The sequence below is a fragment of the Salinibacter grassmerensis genome, from assembly GCF_947077765.1.
Classification (GTDB): Bacteria; Bacteroidota; Rhodothermia; order Rhodothermales; family Salinibacteraceae; genus Salinibacter; species Salinibacter grassmerensis.
Genome location: NZ_CAMTTF010000002.1, coordinates 321,671 through 338,316, shown reverse-complemented (window position 1 = coordinate 338,316; position 16,646 = coordinate 321,671). Strand labels below are relative to the sequence as shown.

Sequence of the window (16,646 nt, the reverse complement as noted above, 5' to 3'; positions counted from 1 at the left end):
AAACAGGCCCGTCCTGGAGAGGATGGGCCCGCGAGCGTTCAATCGTCTAATCCGTTGGGGGCTCTAGGCCGTCATCTCCGGTTCGTCCGCCGCCGGCACATCCACGGGCGTGAGCCAGCCGTGCGGGTCGTGCCCCTTTTGCACCACGTCGAAGAACGCGTCCTGAATCTCCTTCGTGATGGGCCCACGCGAGCCAGAGCCAATCGTGTAGTCGTCAACCGTGCGGATGGGCGTCACCTCGGCGGCCGTGCCGGTGAAGAAGAGCTCGTCGGCCGTGTAAAGCGCCTCCCGGGGAATTTTCTTCTCTTCCACCTCGTAGCCACGCTCCTCGGCCAGGGCAATGATGGAGGCCCGCGTGATGCCGGGCAGGATGGACAGTCCCGTCGGCGCGGTGTAAAGCGTGCCGTCCTTGACCACGAAGAGGTTCTCGCCGCTCCCCTCGGCCACGTAGCCGTCCGTGCTCAGCATAATGCCCTCCATCTTGTCGTTCTTGATGGCGTTCATCTTCACGAGGGAGGCGTTCAGATAATTCCCGCCCGCCTTCGCCATCGCCGGGAAGGTGTTGGGCGCCATGCGGTTCCAGCTGGCCACCTCCACATCCACGCCCTTTTCGAGGGCCTCTTCGCCGAGGTACTCGCCCCACTCCCAGACGGCGATGAAGGTCTCTACCGGATTGTCGAGCGGGTTCACGCCCATCGGGCCCTCGCCCCGGAGCACGACGGGCCGGATGTAGCACCCGCGCAGGCCGCTCCGTTCGATGGTGTCCACGACGGCCTCGACGAGCTCGTCGAGGTCGTAGGAAATGTCCATCCGGTACACCTTGGCCGAGTCGATCAGGCGCTGCATATGCTCTTCCAACCGGAAGACGGCCGATCCCTGGTCGGTGTCGTAGCAGCGGATCCCCTCGAAAACAGAGGACCCGTAGTGGATGACGTGGGAAAGGACGTGGATCTCGGCGTCCTCGTGGTCAATAAATTCTCCGTTGTACCAGATGTCGGGCTCCATGGCGGCTACGGGGCAGGTGGTCGGTGGATAACAAGACGAACCGAGAAAAAAAACGACGCCCTGGGGGAAAGGTTCAGTCTTCGGGTTCGGGCGTCGGGGCGGCGGTCCGAACCTGGTCGACCTGTTCTCGAAGCCGGGGCGCGCGGCGGTGTCTCGTCGCGGCCATGCGACCGATGGTCCAGAGAATCTTGGCGGAGGCCTTCACGGTGCCCGAGAGCGTGCCCGTGATTTTGGAGGGGCCGATGCCACGCCGGTACGAAACCGGAACCTCCTCGACGCGGAGCCCGGCCTCGAGGGCCCTGATCTGCATCTCGATCGTCCAGCCGAAGGTCTCGTCTTGCATGTCGAGGGCCTGCAGGGCACGGAACCGAATGGCCCGAAAAGGACCGAGGTCGGTGTAGTCCGCCCCCCAGAAGCGCGCCATGAGCGAACAGGCGAACCGGTTGCCCACCTGTGCCTGCGGGAGCAGGGCACCCGGCTCGGCGTCTCCCCGAATGCGCGAGCCCACCACGAAGTCGGCCTCGTCGGCGGCAATGGGTTCGACGAGGCGGGGCATCTCGTCCGGGTGATCGCTGTAGTCGCCATCCAGAAAAACGACGACATCCGGCTGCTTCGTCTCCGCGTACGCGATGCCGCGCAGGCAGGCGGCCCCGTAGCCCTGTCGCGGTTCGTCGACGACGGTGGCCCCGGCGGCACGAGCGTTGGCCTTCGTTGCGTCGGTCGAGGCGTTGTTGACAACCACCACTTCGTCGACCAGCCCATCGGGAATGTCACCGAGAACCGGGCCGATGGCCTGTGCTTCGTTGAACGCGGGGATGATGACGATCGTCGTCACGGAGCAGGACGTAGGCAGGCGGGGGTAGCGAAATGAGTCACAGTTCAGAGCGGGGCCGCCCCCCAGGCGTTACACCGCCGCGTCCGCCGTCGCAATTTCCTCGATGGCCTCCTCGTCCAGGCGCATGGTCGTCCAGTCATCGAGCGGCTCGGCGCCCAACTCATCGTAGAACTCGATCGCCTCCGTATTCCAGTCCAGCACAGCCCAATCGATGCGGCGGCACCCGCGCTGTTCCGCAATCTGTGCCAGGCGTCGAAACAGCGCGAGCCCAATGCCTTCCTCCCGGTACGTAGACCGCACGAATAGGTCCTCGATGTAGAGGCCCGCGTTGGTCTGGAAGGTCGAGTAGTTGTGGAAAAAGAGCGCAAAGCCCACTGCCGTATCGCGCTCGGTTTCGGCGAGGAGCGCCTCGCAGCCCGTGAGCGCCTCCGCCGACAGGTGCTCCTCCAGGAGTTCGACGCTCGGCTCGGCCTCATCGAGCAGGTTCTCGTAGGTGGCCAGCTCCAGAATAAGGTCCACGAGCGTTTTCGCGTCGTCGGGCGTGGCCTTACGAATTGACACGTGCGGTGAGCTTTCCATCGGGGGCGGCGGAGTGGGGTGGGGAATCGACAGGCGATTTTGCCTCGACGCTACCGGTACCGGCTCAGCGGGTCGTCGCTGTCGTCGTCATCGTCGTCGAAGTCGCTCTCGTCGAAGTCGTCGTCCGGCATCCCACCGTCGCCGATGGAAGAGAGCATCGAGCCCATGATGTCGTCGTAGGTCTGCCCGCCGTCGCTGATCTCCTTGCCCACGAGCGAGTGCTGGTGGAGCGACTCGACGACGAACTCCATGCCCGCGTGGGTCTCACCGGTCGTGTCCGGCGAGAGGTACTCCTCCGTGAGCGCCTGCAGGCCGTCGACCTCTCCGAGCGTCTTCGCGTAGGCGTCGTCGCTCATGTCCTGGTCGAGGTCGACGGTGTTGCCCTGGGAGAACCAGTTCAGCACGTCCTTGTACTTGGGGCGCCCGTCTTCCTTGTCGCTCGGGTCCGGGAAGTGCTGTTCGAAGAGCGCCCGGACGGCCCGACCGATGAGCGTGAGGGCCACCTCTTCAGCCCCCTCCTGCTCGCCCTCGTAGACGAGCTCCACCTTGCCGGTGATGGCCGGGGCCACGTGCATCAGGTCGCTGACGCGGACGGTCGTCTCGTCCTCGCCGTTCAGGAGCGCCCGCCGCTCGGCCGCGGAGATGAGCGCCTCTAGCGCCGCCCGCGTCACGCGGACCGAGACGCCGGAGGTCTGGTCGATGTATTCGCTCTCACGAGCCTCGAACGCCACCTGCTCGACAATTTCGCGGAAGAAGCGCGGGATGTGCACGTCCACCGCCGCCTCCCCGTCGGCGCGGTCCTGCCACGCCTCCTGCTCGGTGATGCTCATGCCCGTCTCGATCGTCTTCGGGTAGTGGGTCGTGATCTGGCTGTCGATGCGGTCCTTGAGCGGCGTTACGAGGTTGCCGCGACTCGTGTAATCCTCCGGGTTGGCGGAGAAGACCATCATCACGTCGAGCGGAAACCGCACGTTGAAGCCACGGATCTGGATGTCCTGCTCCTCCATGATGTTGAAGAGGCCCACCTGGATGCGCGGCTGGAGGTCCGGCAGCTCGTTGATGGCGAAGATGCCGCGGTTGGTACGCGGGACGATGCCGAAGTGGATGACCTCTTCGTCGGCGTACGTGAGACGCTCGTTGGCCGCCTTGATGGGGTCGATGTCGCCGATGAGGTCGGCGATCGTGGTGTCCGGAGTCGCCAGCTTCTCGCCGTAGCGCGCCTCTCGGGGGAGCCATTCGATCGGCGTGTCGTCGCCCCGCTCCTCCACGAGTTCGCGCCCCTGCTTGGTGATCGGGTTGAAGGGATCCTCATTGAGAGGCGTGTCCTCAATCACGGGAATGCAGTCGTCCAGGAGCCGCGGCAGCATCCGGATGAGACGGCTCTTGGCCTGTCCGCGCAGCCCGAGCAGGATGAGGTCGTGCTTGGCGAGGATCGCGTTTTGAATCCGCGGGATGACGGTCTCGTCGTACCCGAGGATGCCAGGAAAGACCTCCTCGCCGGCGCGGAGCTTCTGCGTCAGATTGGCCCGCAGTTCGTCCTTCACGGAGCGGACCTGGTAGTCGGCCTCTTTGAGTTCGCCAAGCGTCGTAAGGTCGGTGAGGGCCATGGAGAGACGGCGGTTTGTAGGGAGGAGCAGCGACCGAGTTAAGGCGAGAATGGCACCGCAACAGCCCCTCCGCTGTTCCTCTCACGGGCCGGGCAACACGCGAATTCCTCCCCGATCCTGTAACGAGTGGACGGCGGCCTGTGGCCCGATCACACACGCCCGGACGCGATGGTCAATACGAGCGAGAGAGCCAATCGCCACGGCCTGACGTCAGTCCGTCGGGATTGCCGATGACGCGTCCCTTTCGCCTCTGACTACGTCCCGAAGGGAAGTGTGACCCCTAACCAGGGAAATCCGACGAAGCCATCCGCACCCGTCAGGGGACGCACCAGACCAAAGTCAACCGCAAAATTTTGGGGGGCCCATCGGATTCCCAGCGAGATGAGATTCGCGTCATCGATCCCCGGGAAGAAGTAGTTTTCGGAGATGAGGTAGGTCTTCTGTCCCAGGCGCGTCATGCCACTGACATTGATCGCGGGCCGACTCGCAAGTCCACCGTCCGCGTATCCGTATCCAAGCCCCACCGTAACATTGTGGTTCCGGTTGCCCACCGTAGCGGATCCGTAAAGGAGACCGGCTCCCTCACTGTCACCCGCCCCCAGAACACCCCCGAATACAGCCCCACCGGCAAGGTGCAGATTGTCCTGGGGCGTTGAGATGGACACCTTGGGCAGCACCCAGATCGGGAGCGCCTCCGCCCCAAACAAGAAGACCGGCACCGTCCCGGCCCCGATGGAGAAATTCTCGGTGGCCCCGTAGTTCACGCTGTTGAGGAAAACCCAGGTGTTTTAGTAGTAGCCCTGTCCCTGCGGAATCCCAATGGCATTTGGGGCAAAGAAGTACCGCGTGGACTGTGGATTCTGGAACCAGTATTCCCCATTCCGGAAGCGCTCCGGCGGAATTTCCTCCATGCGTTCGATGTTTTGGCGCTGGATGGTCACCTCCCCCAACTCCCGCGTATCAAGGACCACTTCCTGCTCACGTTCGGATACGAGCGTGCCAATTACGACCTCCCCACCGGTCGTCTCCACGCGATGCTTCGGTTCTTGAGGCTCTGTCTCCTGTGCGTGGAGGACTCCGGGCAGGCCGAGCGACACACCCCCGAGTATTAGGAGCAGGACAATGCCCGCCCGCCGGGCGGACCGACCGGGCCAGAAGCAAGCGTCGGATTGCGTCGTGTCTGGGAAGAGAGATCGAGGCATGGCGTTCATGTATGATGTCGTGGGAAAACGGCGGTGTGGTACTGCGTTTATTTGGGCGCGACCAACTTTTTGGCCGCGACCAATCGCACTGTCGTCACAATCACGCAGCGACGGGTCCACACAGACGCCGTCCTGTGCCCCAAAACCGGCCATCCAGTCGGGCAGCCGAACACGACCCTGTACGATCTGCCGGATGCCGATCAGGTTTTCCACACGAGCCCGCAGTTCGGACGGGGCGAACGGCTTCGACGCGCACGCGTCACGCCCCACCTCCAGGGAGTTGCCGGGGCGTTCCCCATCCGGCCCGGCCGTCAGCAGAAGGATCGGCAGGTGACGCAGATCCTCATCCTCACGGATGGCCCGGCAGAGCTTCCTCCCGCCCCCGGCTGGCCGCGAAGGACTTGCGTACCCTCTGGCGAATGAACCTTCGGACGAGACGGCCCACCCCGCGGATCCTTTTCGCCGAAACCGGCGTGCTTTCCAGTAGTCATTTTTACCCCCTCGGGCGCGAACGACGAAAAGGAGTCAACGCCCTCGCCTCTGCTTTACGCTCGTCTCATTGACCACACATCCTCGCATGCGCTCGCTCCCCCGTACGATTCTCACCGCCCTGCTCGTTGGACTGTGCATGGGCGCACTGCCGGCCCAGGCCCAGCGGACCTCCGGGGCCGCCGGGCTTGGGGTGCAGGCTGGCGAGCCGTCGGGCGTTACACTCAAGGTGTACAACGCCGACGCCCCCTCCTACGACTTTCTCGCCGCCTGGAGCTTCGACGACTTTCTTTTCCTGAACGCCCACGCTCTCTTCGAGCACCGCCTCTCGACCCAGAACGTCGAGCAACCGGTCCACTGGTTCATTGGCCCGGGCGCCTACGTGGGCATTTACGACAATGCTCAGTCAGAGGCGGGCCTGGGCGTCAGCGGCACGATCGGCCTCGACATTCTCATAGACGAGCGGTTTGAGCTCTACATCCAAGCCACTCCCCGCTTCGAGCTCGTCCGCGAGACGGAACCCAATATCGGCGGCGGACTCGGGCTCCGCTACTACTTCTGAGACAGGTCGAACGGACGAGTCGCCACACGGACGTGCCCGGCCCCGCCGTTCTCGCCCCATTGGTCCTGCCTAGCGCGGACGCCACTCCAGGACCTTCAGGCGGGGCTCCGGCGACCGCATCGTGACGGCGAAGACGTAGCCGTCCTCGGTGCGGCGCGCGTCGAGGTCGAGCGGGTAGAAGTTGGGGTTGGTCTCGTCGTTCCGTCCCACGAGGCGACGCTGCAGGCGCCCACGCCGGTCGTAGGCGTCGATCTGGATCCAGCCGGGGCGCAGGTTGAGCACGAAGAGCGTGTCGCCAACCGGTGCCGCGGCGGGACTCAGGAGTGGGGCCTCCGTCACGTCGCCCTGCCCGAAGGCGTAGCGGCGCTCCAGCATCGGCGAGTCGAAGCCCACCAGCGCGAGGCTGTCGGGCGGCGTTTCATCTCGGAAGTCGCGCGGGAGCACATCCACCACGGGTCGGAAGCCCGACAGGCTCACCAGCGTGTCGCCCCAGGCTCGGAGAAATCCGGCGTAGCGCCAGTGCGGCCCCTGTAGCGGCGCCCGGCTCCGGGGCTGGGCGTCGGCCTCAAGCCGGGCCACGAACGAGTCCGTATTCTGCCCGACGACCTTCGCGTACATTGTCGTGTCGGTCGCCAGCATGTAGACGAGCGTCTCCGGGGCGGGGCGCTCGTACGAAACGGCGGGGCCAACCCGCCGGCCGTCGACCAGCCGGTCGATTCGGTTGGATTCGGCGTTGAAGACCATCAGCGTGTCCCCACGCGTCCCGATTAGGTACGGCGTGCGGAAGCCGGCGTCCCCCACCTCGCGCACCAGTCGCCCGTCGGCCTCGAAGCGAAATACGCTATTGCGCTCCACGTCGCTCACAGCCAGCCCGCCCCCCTCCACGAATCGAACTGTCCGCGGATGAATGAGGGCACGGGCCTCCGGCCCCGTCGTCTGCCAGCGCCGGCGGAGGGTGTCCGTGGGGGTGTCCTCCGCCACCTGGCGGGAGAGGGAGTCGCTCGGATAGAGGGCCTCATTGGGCTGCGGCTGACAGCTGTACGGCAGACAGCCGGGCAACCAGAGGCCGACGCAAAGAAACACTACGAGTCTCCGGCCGAGGGCCGAGGTGTCCATGAAGGGATCCGGGGCTGTGGGCAGTCAACGCAGACGCTCGCGGATGGGACGGGTGGGGCCGCACAATCCGGTCCCCGTTGAACGGACGCGCCGACGTACGTTTCGCCGACATGTACGCCGCACAGAGGGTTCAGTCCACTCTTGCGCATGCGATCGGGGCCCGGCCGGCCATGCGACTCGTGCGGGTGGCGTGCGATTCGTCTGCAGGGCGGCCCATACCGTGCGAACCGCGGCGCACAGGTGCACTTCGTAGAACGAGCCGAACCCTGCAGTCCCGGCTCCTCATCGCACATACTGCATCGCTTGCCCAAACTGCCCACGGACCCACCCTGTCGCCCACCATGCACACGACTCACTTCGGGGCTTTTTTCGGGCCCCGGCCCGTCGGAACGATTGGGGCAGCACTCCTCGCACTCTTCTTGGGGAGTCTTTCGCCGTCTCCGGTTCTCGCCCAAGATGGCCCGACCGGCGTTCTCACTGGTCAGGTGGTGGACGCGGAGTCGGACGCCCCCTTGCAGGACGCAACCGTCGCGCTCTGGACGAACACCGAGGGCGACTCGACGCTCGTTCGGGGGACCGTCACAGGGTCAGAGGGCCGGTTCACGATCAAGGACGTGCCCCTTGATTCGTACACCCTCCGCATCAGCTTCGTCGGGTACACCACGCAACGCTTCCCCAGCACGCAGCCGGCCCCGTCCCCCGACGCGGCCGACCTCGGCACGGTCTCGTTGGCCCGCAAGACCACCCAACAGCAGGAGGTGGAGGTCACGGCCGACCGCCCTGCGGCCCGGATTGAGACGGACCGGAACGTCTACAACACCTCCGAGCGCGCCCTGAGCGCTGGGGGCTCGGCCCGGACGGTACTCGAGGACCTGCCGTCCATCCGGATCGACATAGACGGGAGCATCAGCTACCGCGGCAACGAGAGCGTCTCGCTCCAGATTAACGGCGAGCCGGCCTCGCTACAGGGCCAGAGCCTCGTCGGCTACCTCGAAAGCCTATCGGCAGACGCCGTGGAGCGCGTGGAGGTCATCCCGAATCCTTCGGCCAAGTACGAGCCAGAGGGCATGTCGGGCATCATCAACATCGTACTGAGCCGCGATTTGGAGGCGAAGTGGAACGGAGGAATCACGCTCGGGGGCGAGCGCGACGCCAACGACCGGTACGGTGGCAACGGCTCGGCGAACGTGGGCTTTCAGGCCGGCGGCTGGCGCGTCGTGGGCACCTACTCTCACCGTCGCGACAACGAAGAGGATACCGATGCCCGCCTCGTTGAACAGTTCAACGAGGGTAGTTCCAACACATGGGTGGACCAGACCGGGCGCGAAGAGGAGCAGGACCGCTCGCACTCCTTCCGGACCGAGGTTGACTACAACCTTGCCGAAAGCACGTCCCTCGGCTTGGAAACGAGCGTCAGCCTTCGCCGCGACGACGAGAGCGGGCGCTCGGAGTATTGGGAGTACGCCGGGGACACCCCCACCAGGGCCAACGCGACGGACCGGTACGTCCGTCTCCTGGACAACAGTTCCTCCGATGAGAGCGTCGACGGGCGCCTCGACTTCAGCCACGACTTCTCCCAGGACCACAGCCTGAGCGCGCAGGTGCGATACGACCGCGACCTGGAGGGCGAAGACGGCACGTACGACGTGTACGGCATCGTGGACGGAGCGCGCCGGGACGCACGCCGGAACCGCGAGCTCGACGTGGTCAACGAGGACGAGCAGGACGGCTCCCTGGAGATCGACTACTCACGGCCGCTCGGCGCCTTCGCATTGGAGACTGGCTACAAGGGCACCCTGCGCCGGCTCGACAGCGACCAGACCTACGAGGACCGAACGACCGTCTTCACGTTCGACGAGTTCATCCATGCGGCGTACGGCACGCTAAGCCGAGGGATCGGGGACTTTCAGCTGGAGGCCGGGCTCCGCGCCGAGACGGTGAATACGACCTTCGACCTTTCCAGCGAGAACGAAGTGACGAACAGCTCCTACGTGAGCCTCTACCCCAGCGCCTTCCTCACCTATAAGCCGAGCCCGAAGCGGCAGGCCCGCCTCTCCTACAGCAAGCGCGTGGACCGGCCCGGCCTCTGGGACATCAACCCGATTGAGGACAATGAGAACCCGACCTTCCAGGAGCGGGGCAACCCTGGACTCGATCCTGAATACATTCACTCCTTCGAGCTGAGCCTAACCCAGCGGTGGGGCATCGGGTCCGTCTCCGTGACCCCGTATCTTCGGCACACCGTCAATGAGATTGAGGAAGTGCGGTTTGAGGAAAACATCAACGGGCGTTCGGTTATCGTCCGTCAGGCCCAGAACCTGTCCACCAGCACGTCCTATGGCACAGAGCTGGTGACGACGTTCAACGTTGGCGATCGTCTGGAGGGCACCCTCAGCGGCAACCTCTACCGCTCGGTCACGGACGGCTCCAACGTGACCACCGACCTCAGCCAGGACGCGATCCTGTTCTCGGGCCGGGGCAGCGTCCAGGCAAGACTGCGGGACGGCCTGCAGCTGGAGCTCAGCCAGTTCTACCGGCCGGCCCGCGACATTCCCCCGCAGGGACGCATCGATCGGTTTACCAGCACCGAGCTGGCCCTCCAGCAGAAGCTGCTCGGGGGCGACGGCAATCTGACCCTCCGGGTCGACGACCTTCTCAACGACACGGATGTGAACACGTGGTATCGGGACCAAGACCTTTATCAGGAATCGACGTCCCAGTGGGGCGCCCGCGAGGTATCGCTCTCGTTCCAGTACAACTTCGGGTCTGGTTCCAACGACGACCGCGGGCGGCGCGATCGGGACTACCGATGATCCCCCTCCATCCCCCATTACACAACGGACACCGGAGGCGCGGAGATGCCGTTCCCGTCTCTCCATTTTGCCCTGCCGGAAACAGTGCCCGCCCACCGTCTATCGGGTAACTTCGTAGCACTCTTTTGATCGTCCCTCCCCCACGAATCCTCTTCTTCCATGAGTGACCGGTCGGTCTTCCATTCTCCGAGCCGGGTCGAGTGGGGCCTCATCGCCGCGTTCTGGGCGACCGTGGCCTTCCTCTCGGTCGGCCAAACCCTTCTCGGAGACGCCTCCAGCGAGGTGCACTGGGGACGCACGGTGGCGGGACTGGTCGAATATACCCTCTGGGGCCTCCTCACCCCGATCATCTTTTGGCTCGCGAAGACCCTTCCGGTCGTGGAACCGACCGACACGAAGCAGGCAACGGTGGTCCGGAATGTGGGGCTGCATGTGGCCGTCGTCCTCGCCACGTCCATCGCGGTCGACTTGAGCGAAGATGCCGTCGAGGCGGGATTGGGGGAGCGCCCCCTCGCTTTCGTTCAGTCGCTGAGTCAATTCTGGTTCACCGACGAGTTGATCTTCTACCTCGTCATCCTGATGGCCGGCTTCGCGCGGAGCTACTATTTTCAGAAGAAAGCGCAACAGGAAGAGGCCGAGCGTCTGGAGGAGCGCGCCGAGGCCCTTGAGGCTCAGCTGACGGAGGCGCGGCTGGAGGCCCTCCGCATGCAACTCAACCCGCATTTCTTGTTTAACACCTTGCACGCGGTGAGCACGCTCGTCGACCGGGACCCTGCCGGCGTGCGCCGCATGATTGCGCGCCTTAGCGAGCTGCTGCGGCATGTGCTGGACGAGGAGGCCCCCCAGGAGGTCCCTCTCTCTCAGGAGCTCGAGTTCCTCGACGACTACTTCGAGATTCAGTCGATCCGCTTTCAGGGTCGTCTGGACACGGACGTTGACATCCCGTCCGACTTGTATGACGCGCAGGTGCCCAACCTCATCCTGCAACCCATTGTTGAGAATGCCATCAAGCACGGGGCCAGCCAGGTGCGCGGCGTCGGGCGCATCGAGGTGCGCGGCCGCCGCGAAGCGGACAGGCTCGTGCTAACGGTGGTGGACAATGGGCCGGGCCTGCCCGAGTCCCAAAAGGACGGGCTGGGCCTCCGCAACGTCCGGGCCCGGCTCGAAGGGCTCTACGGCGATGACCAGGCCCTCCACATGGAAACGGTGCCGGACGCGGGCACGCGGGCCGTGCTCGAACTGCCCCACCACACGAGCGCGTCGTTGTACACTGCGTCGGGGACCTCTGCCCTCACCGCGAACGAAATGGATCTCGACTGACTGCTCGCCCCCGCCATGGCTCCTGACGCCGCCCCCATTCGCGCCCTCATCGTGGACGACGAGCCGCTGGCCCGCGAGCGCCTGCACGAACTTCTGACGGATGCCTCGGCGGTCACCGTGGCCGATACGGCCGAAGACGGTTTCGAGGCCGTCGATGCCATCCACGAACAGGCCCCCGACCTTGTCTTCCTGGACGTGCAGATGCCCGGGATGAACGGCATCGACGTGATTGAGGAGATTGGAACGGGGGACATGCCCGTCACCGTGTTCGTGACCGCCTACGACCAGTACGCCATCAAGGCGTTCGACCTCGCCGCGGTGGACTATTTGCTGAAGCCGTTCGACGACGAGCGGTTCGAGGAGGCCCTGCGGCGCGCCCGCGAGCAGATTGCCAACCGGGAGGGCGAGGCCGTTTCCGATCGGCTCCTGCGGCTTCTGCAGGAACGAGACCCGTCCCTTCTGGAGGAGGAGAGTCCCCGCAACGAGCCATACCTGGAACGAATCGCCGTGCAGGGGCGCGGCAAGGCCCGCATCGTGCCCGTCGACGATCTGACCCACATCACCGCCGACGGCTCCTACGCGGAGCTGCACACGGACGAGGACACCTATGTCATCCGCGAGCGCATGAAGACCCTCGCGTCCCGCCTCGACCCCGATACATTCGTCCGGGTGCACCGGTCGGCCATTGTCCGGCTTGACGAGATTGAACTGGTCCTGCGTGGGGGCGGTGGCAACTACGCCGTGCGCCTCAAAAACGGCACGCGGGTCAGCGTGAGTCGCAGCCGGGTCGACGAGTTGCAGGACCGCCTCGGCGTAGACGTGCTTCAGCGCGACGACACGGACGGTTCGTAGCACACGACCCCGGCCGTCTTCTCCGTCACCGGGCCACTGTCCTCTGGTCTCGTCCAATGCTTGGCGTGGGGCCCGCGGGCCGAAGGGCCCCGCCGCTGTCGCTCTCCAAGCCCCGGCCCGCCGGCACCCGCAAACCTCTCGACTCGACGACGGCCCGCTGCGGCACTACCCCTGTACCGGGGCCGACTTCAGTCGCGGAATGACCTCGCGCCCAATCCGCTGCACCTCCTCCAGCATTGGGCTGCACTGAAGCAGCACGAGGTCGAGCCCCACGTCGGCGTACGCATTCAGCTTTTCCACGATCTGATCCGGTGTCCCCACCAGGTCGGGCCGCAGGCCACGGTTCGAGACCGAATAGTCTTTGAGGTCGACCTCCGAGTCGAGCTCGGAGTGCTCCACGAAGTCGTCGTAGCTGTCGAAGCCCTCGGCCTCGTAGTCGACCGAGGTGATGCGGTCGAGCTCCTCGCGGGCCTCCTGCTCACTGTCGCGGCAGATCATGTACGCCGCCATACCGAACTTCATCGCGTCGGGGTCGTGGCCCTTCTCGGCGCGGCGCTCGCGTAGGTCCTCAATGTCGCCGGCAATCTTGTCGACCGTGCCGCCGTGCATGAGGTAGTGGTCGCAGTGGGTGGCAATCATGTTGCGTCCCTCCTCGGAGCCGCCGCCCGCGTAGACGGGCACACCGCCGGGCTGGACGGGCTTGGGCTGCAGGATCGTGTCCTCGATGGTATAGAAATCGCCGTCGAATGAGAAGCGCTCCTGCGACCAGAGCCCCTTCAGGATCTGCACAAACTCGGTGGAGCGGTCGTAGCGATCGCTGTGGTCGAGCCAGTCACCGACGTACATTTTCATCTCCTCCTCCCACCAGGCCGATACGAGGTTGATCTCGAACCGCCCGTCGGAGATGTGATCGATGTTGGAGGCCATCTTGGCGGTCACGGCCGGCTCGCGGAAGCCGGGGCGGATGGCGGCCATGATGCGGATGTCGTCCGTCACCGGGGCGAGGGCCGAGGCCGTGGTCCAGCATTCCAGGGCCGGGTGCGACGGGCCGTTGATGTCGTTCAGGTTGAGCTCGGCGATGAGCATCGTCGAGAAGCCGGCGTCGTCGGCGGCCTGTGCCACCTTCCGGTTGTACTCGAACGTGGGCGGCATGCCCTCGTCGTCCACGTTGCGGAGCCAGCCGCCAAAGATGGGAAGCCAGATGCCAAGGTCGATCATCAGAGATGTTGGGCGTCGGGGAGAAGAAGGGTGAGGGATGGAAAGCAGAGTCAGGAGGGAATGCCCTCGCCAGTGGCCGCTGCCTCGAGTTCCCGCTTCAGGAGGTCGGCAACGGCGGCCATGCCGCTCAGGTCGTGCTCGTCTTCGACCTCGGGCGAGTAGTTGGTGGTGCCGTTGATGTCGTAGGTCCAGATTTGCCCATCGGTGTCTTCAATAAACTCGATGCCCGCAACGTCGATCTGCTCACGGTCGAGAAAGGCCTTGTAGCGGTCGATGAGGGCCGCGGGCACGTCCTCGCGGAGGGCAAAGAGCGAGTCGTCCCCGTCTACGGCACAGCGGTCCTCGTCGGTGCGGCAGGCGTCGGCCGGGCAGAGCTCGAAGCCGTCGCTGGTATCGGACGTGATGGCGTACAGGAACTCGCCGTCCACGAACTCGCAGCGCGTGATGAACGGCTCCGCCGCCTCCACGAACTGCTGCAGGAGGGTGATGTGGGCCGGCGGCGTGGGAATGTCGCCGGCGTGCACCGCTTCCTCGAACGCTTCGTGGGTGCGGAAGAGCTGCACCCCGAGCCCTTTCCCGCCGCGGTTGTGCTTCGTCACAAACGGGGTGGGCACGTCCTGCGCGGCCTCCAACAGCGCCTCCGGCCCGCCCGCAACGGCCCGCGTGGCCGGGGTCCGCAGCCCGGACTGCTCCAGGGCGGCGTGCTGCTGCACCTTGCTGATTTCCAGTTCGAAGGCGCGGGAGCCATTGACGACGCGCCGCCCGTGTCGCTCCAGCCAGGCGATCAGCTGGCGCGTGTGCTCGACGGCCGGGCCATGGCCACGCGTGTGGGAGGACGCGCTCATGCGGTTCAGGAAGACGCCCTCGGGCGGCGTGCCCGTGACGTCGAAGTGCCCATCGTTCACGAACCACTCTTCGTAGGGCACGTCCGCCGCGTCGAGCGCCGACCGGAGGGGCGGCATCCAGTCTTCATTCTCGTAGATGATGTAGGCATTCATGACGTGGGCGATGGCTCGTCGAAGGGAGGGAAACTAAAAAAGCCCCCGGCGGAACCGGTGGGCGGAGGCAGTAGGGCCGGCCGTTCACCACGCGGTTCATGCACGAGTGCACGGACAGCAACAACAGTATGTGTGCGAGGGAGCAGTCATCGTGAGGACTTCATCATTCATAAGCTGTTTCCGGTATCTTTCGGGTCCGTTTGGGTTCCTCCTGTTACACGGACTTCAGCTTCTCGCCCCCCGGCGAGGCGCCGGTTTTCAGCGGAGCCGTCTTTCTCAACCATGGCTCAGGCCCGGCTGCCGTGCTGCTCCAGCACGGTGTCGGCCTGTGCCTGGACCTCGGGGCGTTGCCGACACTCGTGAATGGTGTCCTGGGCGTGGTGGTACGCGTCGTTGTGGTCCACCACGCGCTCGGGGTAGTCCTCTCCAATCACGCAGCCGGCGGCGCGCTGCTCGATGGGGGACATGCGCCAGGGCTCGTGGACGTACGCGGTCGTGTCGAGGTGCGACAGTTCGGGGACCCACCGCCGGATGTACGTGCCGTCGGGATCCTGCTCCTTGCCCTGCTTTATCGGATTGTAGATGCGAACGCGGTTGATGCCGGTCGTGCCGGACTGCATCTGCACCTGCGGGTAATGGATGCCGGGCACGTAGTCGGCCATGAGGCCGCCGTAGGTGGGCGCGAACCGGCGCCAGTCGAGCCAGCAGTCGTAGGCCGCAAACGAGCAGAGCATCGCCCGCATCCGAAAGTTGAGCCAGCCGGTGGCTCGTAGGTGCCGCATGCACGCGTCGACCATGGGAAAGCCGGTCCGGCCGTAGAGCCATGCGTCGTAGAGAGACGGGTCCCAATCGTCGGCACGGAGATCATCGAAGGCGGGGATGTAGCTCTCTGTTTCAATGCGGGGCGCGTCCTCCAGCTTCTGCGTAAAGTGGCTGTGCCAGTGCAGGCGGCTGTCGAAGCTGCTCAGCGCCTTGCGGCGGGCCGCGGCGTCCGGGCCGCTCTTCCCCCGAAGCTCTTCCTGTCGCCGTCGCAGCTCGTAGACCACCCGCCGCAGACTGATCGTGCCGTAGGCTAGGTGCACCGATATCCGCGAGCATTCCGTCTGCGCAGGGGCGGGTCGCGACATGGCCCGGCGGTAGGTGCGCCCCCGTTCGCGGAAGAACGAGTCGAGGGTCCGGTGGGCCTCCGCCTCTCCAATTTGCTGAAGGGCGGCGGTCGACGGCCGGAGGCCCAGGTCGGCGTGGGATGGCATCGGCCCGGGTTCTACGGCTTCGACCGGTTGGAGCGCGTCGGGGGGATGCACGAGCGGCCGGTCCATGAACGCCTCCCACTGGTCCGCCCATTCATCGCGGTCGTGCGGCCCGCGCACGACCCCTCGGCTCGGCACCTCCGTAAACGGGATCTCGTGGGCGCGGGCCCAGTCGCGGACGCGCTGGTCCCGCTCGAGCATGCGCTGGTTGCCGGTTTGTTCGTGGGCCCAAAGACGGAGCGGACCGGCGGTTGCCCGCAACGAGTCGAGGATCCCCCGCATTTCGCCGCAGCGCACGACCAGAGGCTGTCCCCGCTTTGCGAGGCGGGCCCGCAGTTCAATGAGCGCCTCCCGAATCAGCGTCCAGTGGCGCGGATGATAGTCTGCCCCCGCCGCAATGGACGGCTCCGCCACGTAGAGGGGCAGCACCGGCCCTCGGTCGGCGGCCTCGGCGAGAGGGCGATGATCGCCGACCCGCAGGTCCCGCTTGTACCAGACGATCTGCGTGCGTGACGGCATGGACAGGGCGAAAAGACTGGGCTGAACGCAATTAATGTACTGCTCTCGCCCCCCTCCGATTCCCCGAAACTCTTTCCATTCTGCAAGATCTGCCGGCGGTCTCCCGAGAACATCATGCGGAGAACGGATTCCTACTCAGGACGGCAGAGGTGCGTGTCAGATCTACAGCCATGCTCTGTCGGGGCGACAGAGCCGCCTGTCGGGTTTTCGGACTGTCCCGGGCGCTCGGCGGGATGGCACGCACGTTGATTGTGCACTTGGGTGGATTTGTTGACGACGCG

General features: G+C 65.3%; 14 protein-coding genes. 4 read left to right on the top strand and 10 right to left on the bottom strand.

Going from position 1 to position 16,646, the window contains the following annotated elements; all coding sequences use genetic code 11:
• Positions 1–63 precede the first annotated feature (63 nt).
• From OJB03_RS05690 to OJB03_RS05665, 6 genes are all read right to left on the bottom strand, one after another.
• Positions 64–1,005, bottom strand: a complete 942-nt coding sequence (locus OJB03_RS05690) for a branched-chain amino acid transaminase (protein ID WP_263785872.1) — start codon at positions 1,003–1,005, stop codon at positions 64–66.
• A 73-nt stretch (positions 1,006–1,078) separates the two neighbouring features.
• On the bottom strand, positions 1,079–1,840 hold the full coding sequence (locus OJB03_RS05685) for a glycosyltransferase family 2 protein (RefSeq protein WP_263785870.1): 762 nt from the start codon (positions 1,838–1,840) through the stop codon (positions 1,079–1,081).
• 69 nt (positions 1,841–1,909) lie between these two features.
• A complete protein-coding gene (locus tag OJB03_RS05680; protein ID WP_263785868.1) occupies positions 1,910–2,419 on the bottom strand; it encodes a GNAT family N-acetyltransferase in 510 nt (169 codons plus the stop codon).
• A 50-nt stretch (positions 2,420–2,469) separates the two neighbouring features.
• Positions 2,470–4,026 (bottom strand): magnesium chelatase ATPase subunit I, encoded by a 1,557-nt coding sequence (locus OJB03_RS05675; RefSeq protein WP_263785866.1) that lies wholly within the window; start codon positions 4,024–4,026, stop codon positions 2,470–2,472.
• Between the two features lie 254 nt (positions 4,027–4,280).
• The gene (locus tag OJB03_RS05670) at positions 4,281–4,790 is read right to left on the bottom strand and encodes a hypothetical protein (RefSeq protein WP_263785864.1); all 510 of its coding nucleotides are present in this window, start codon (positions 4,788–4,790) and stop codon (positions 4,281–4,283) included.
• Between the two features lie 24 nt (positions 4,791–4,814).
• Positions 4,815–5,228, bottom strand: coding sequence for a hypothetical protein (locus OJB03_RS05665; RefSeq protein ID WP_263785861.1), 414 nt, complete (start codon positions 5,226–5,228; stop codon positions 4,815–4,817).
• A gap of 577 nt (positions 5,229–5,805) precedes the next feature.
• On the opposite strand from OJB03_RS05665, the gene OJB03_RS05660 reads away from it, so the two are divergent.
• Positions 5,806–6,279 (top strand): hypothetical protein, encoded by a 474-nt coding sequence (locus OJB03_RS05660; protein ID WP_263785860.1) that lies wholly within the window; start codon positions 5,806–5,808, stop codon positions 6,277–6,279.
• Between the two features lie 69 nt (positions 6,280–6,348).
• Here the strand turns inward: OJB03_RS05660 and OJB03_RS05655 are convergent, their stop codons facing one another.
• On the bottom strand, positions 6,349–7,395 hold the full coding sequence (locus OJB03_RS05655; protein ID WP_263785858.1) for an NHL repeat-containing protein: 1,047 nt from the start codon (positions 7,393–7,395) through the stop codon (positions 6,349–6,351).
• Between the two features lie 341 nt (positions 7,396–7,736).
• On the opposite strand from OJB03_RS05655, the gene OJB03_RS05650 reads away from it, so the two are divergent.
• The 3 genes from OJB03_RS05650 (at position 7,737) to OJB03_RS05640 (ending at position 12,380) form a co-directional block, all read left to right on the top strand.
• Positions 7,737–10,208 (top strand): TonB-dependent receptor domain-containing protein, encoded by a 2,472-nt coding sequence (locus OJB03_RS05650; RefSeq protein ID WP_263785855.1) that lies wholly within the window; start codon positions 7,737–7,739, stop codon positions 10,206–10,208.
• A 159-nt stretch (positions 10,209–10,367) separates the two neighbouring features.
• Complete coding sequence (locus OJB03_RS05645) at positions 10,368–11,528, top strand: sensor histidine kinase (RefSeq protein WP_263785853.1); 1,161 nt, start codon at positions 10,368–10,370, stop codon at positions 11,526–11,528.
• 15 nt (positions 11,529–11,543) lie between these two features.
• Positions 11,544–12,380 (top strand): LytR/AlgR family response regulator transcription factor, encoded by an 837-nt coding sequence (locus OJB03_RS05640; protein WP_263785851.1) that lies wholly within the window; start codon positions 11,544–11,546, stop codon positions 12,378–12,380.
• Positions 12,381–12,545: 165 nt separating this feature from the next.
• Here OJB03_RS05640 and OJB03_RS05635 read toward each other — a convergent pair whose 3' ends face one another.
• The 3 genes from OJB03_RS05635 to OJB03_RS05625 all read right to left on the bottom strand — a co-directional run bounded on the left by OJB03_RS05635 (position 12,546) and on the right by OJB03_RS05625 (position 16,365).
• On the bottom strand, positions 12,546–13,595 hold the full coding sequence (locus OJB03_RS05635) for an LLM class flavin-dependent oxidoreductase (protein WP_272507216.1): 1,050 nt from the start codon (positions 13,593–13,595) through the stop codon (positions 12,546–12,548).
• A gap of 53 nt (positions 13,596–13,648) precedes the next feature.
• Complete coding sequence (locus OJB03_RS05630) at positions 13,649–14,596, bottom strand: ATP-grasp domain-containing protein (RefSeq protein ID WP_263785848.1); 948 nt, start codon at positions 14,594–14,596, stop codon at positions 13,649–13,651.
• A 287-nt stretch (positions 14,597–14,883) separates the two neighbouring features.
• Positions 14,884–16,365, bottom strand: coding sequence for an FAD-binding domain-containing protein (locus tag OJB03_RS05625; protein WP_263785846.1), 1,482 nt, complete (start codon positions 16,363–16,365; stop codon positions 14,884–14,886).
• Positions 16,366–16,646: the final 281 nt, after the last annotated feature.

Bases quoted from the DNA above. Each gene is read 5' to 3' on its own strand.
- OJB03_RS05665 (WP_263785861.1), bottom strand. From the start codon at position 5,228: ATGCCTCGATCTCTCTTCCCAGACACGACGCAATCCGACGCTTGCTTC.
- OJB03_RS05650 (WP_263785855.1), top strand. From the start codon at position 7,737: ATGCACACGACTCACTTCGGGGCTTTTTTCGGGCCCCGGCCCGTCGGA.
- OJB03_RS05625 (WP_263785846.1), bottom strand. From the start codon at position 16,365: ATGCCGTCACGCACGCAGATCGTCTGGTACAAGCGGGACCTGCGGGTC.
- OJB03_RS05660 (WP_263785860.1), top strand. From the start codon at position 5,806: ATGCGCTCGCTCCCCCGTACGATTCTCACCGCCCTGCTCGTTGGACTG.
- OJB03_RS05630 (WP_263785848.1), bottom strand. From the start codon at position 14,596: ATGAATGCCTACATCATCTACGAGAATGAAGACTGGATGCCGCCCCTC.
- OJB03_RS05690 (WP_263785872.1), bottom strand. From the start codon at position 1,005: ATGGAGCCCGACATCTGGTACAACGGAGAATTTATTGACCACGAGGAC.
- OJB03_RS05680 (WP_263785868.1), bottom strand. From the start codon at position 2,419: ATGGAAAGCTCACCGCACGTGTCAATTCGTAAGGCCACGCCCGACGAC.
- OJB03_RS05645 (WP_263785853.1), top strand. From the start codon at position 10,368: ATGAGTGACCGGTCGGTCTTCCATTCTCCGAGCCGGGTCGAGTGGGGC.
- OJB03_RS05675 (WP_263785866.1), bottom strand. From the start codon at position 4,026: ATGGCCCTCACCGACCTTACGACGCTTGGCGAACTCAAAGAGGCCGAC.
- OJB03_RS05655 (WP_263785858.1), bottom strand. From the start codon at position 7,395: ATGGACACCTCGGCCCTCGGCCGGAGACTCGTAGTGTTTCTTTGCGTC.
- OJB03_RS05640 (WP_263785851.1), top strand. From the start codon at position 11,544: ATGGCTCCTGACGCCGCCCCCATTCGCGCCCTCATCGTGGACGACGAG.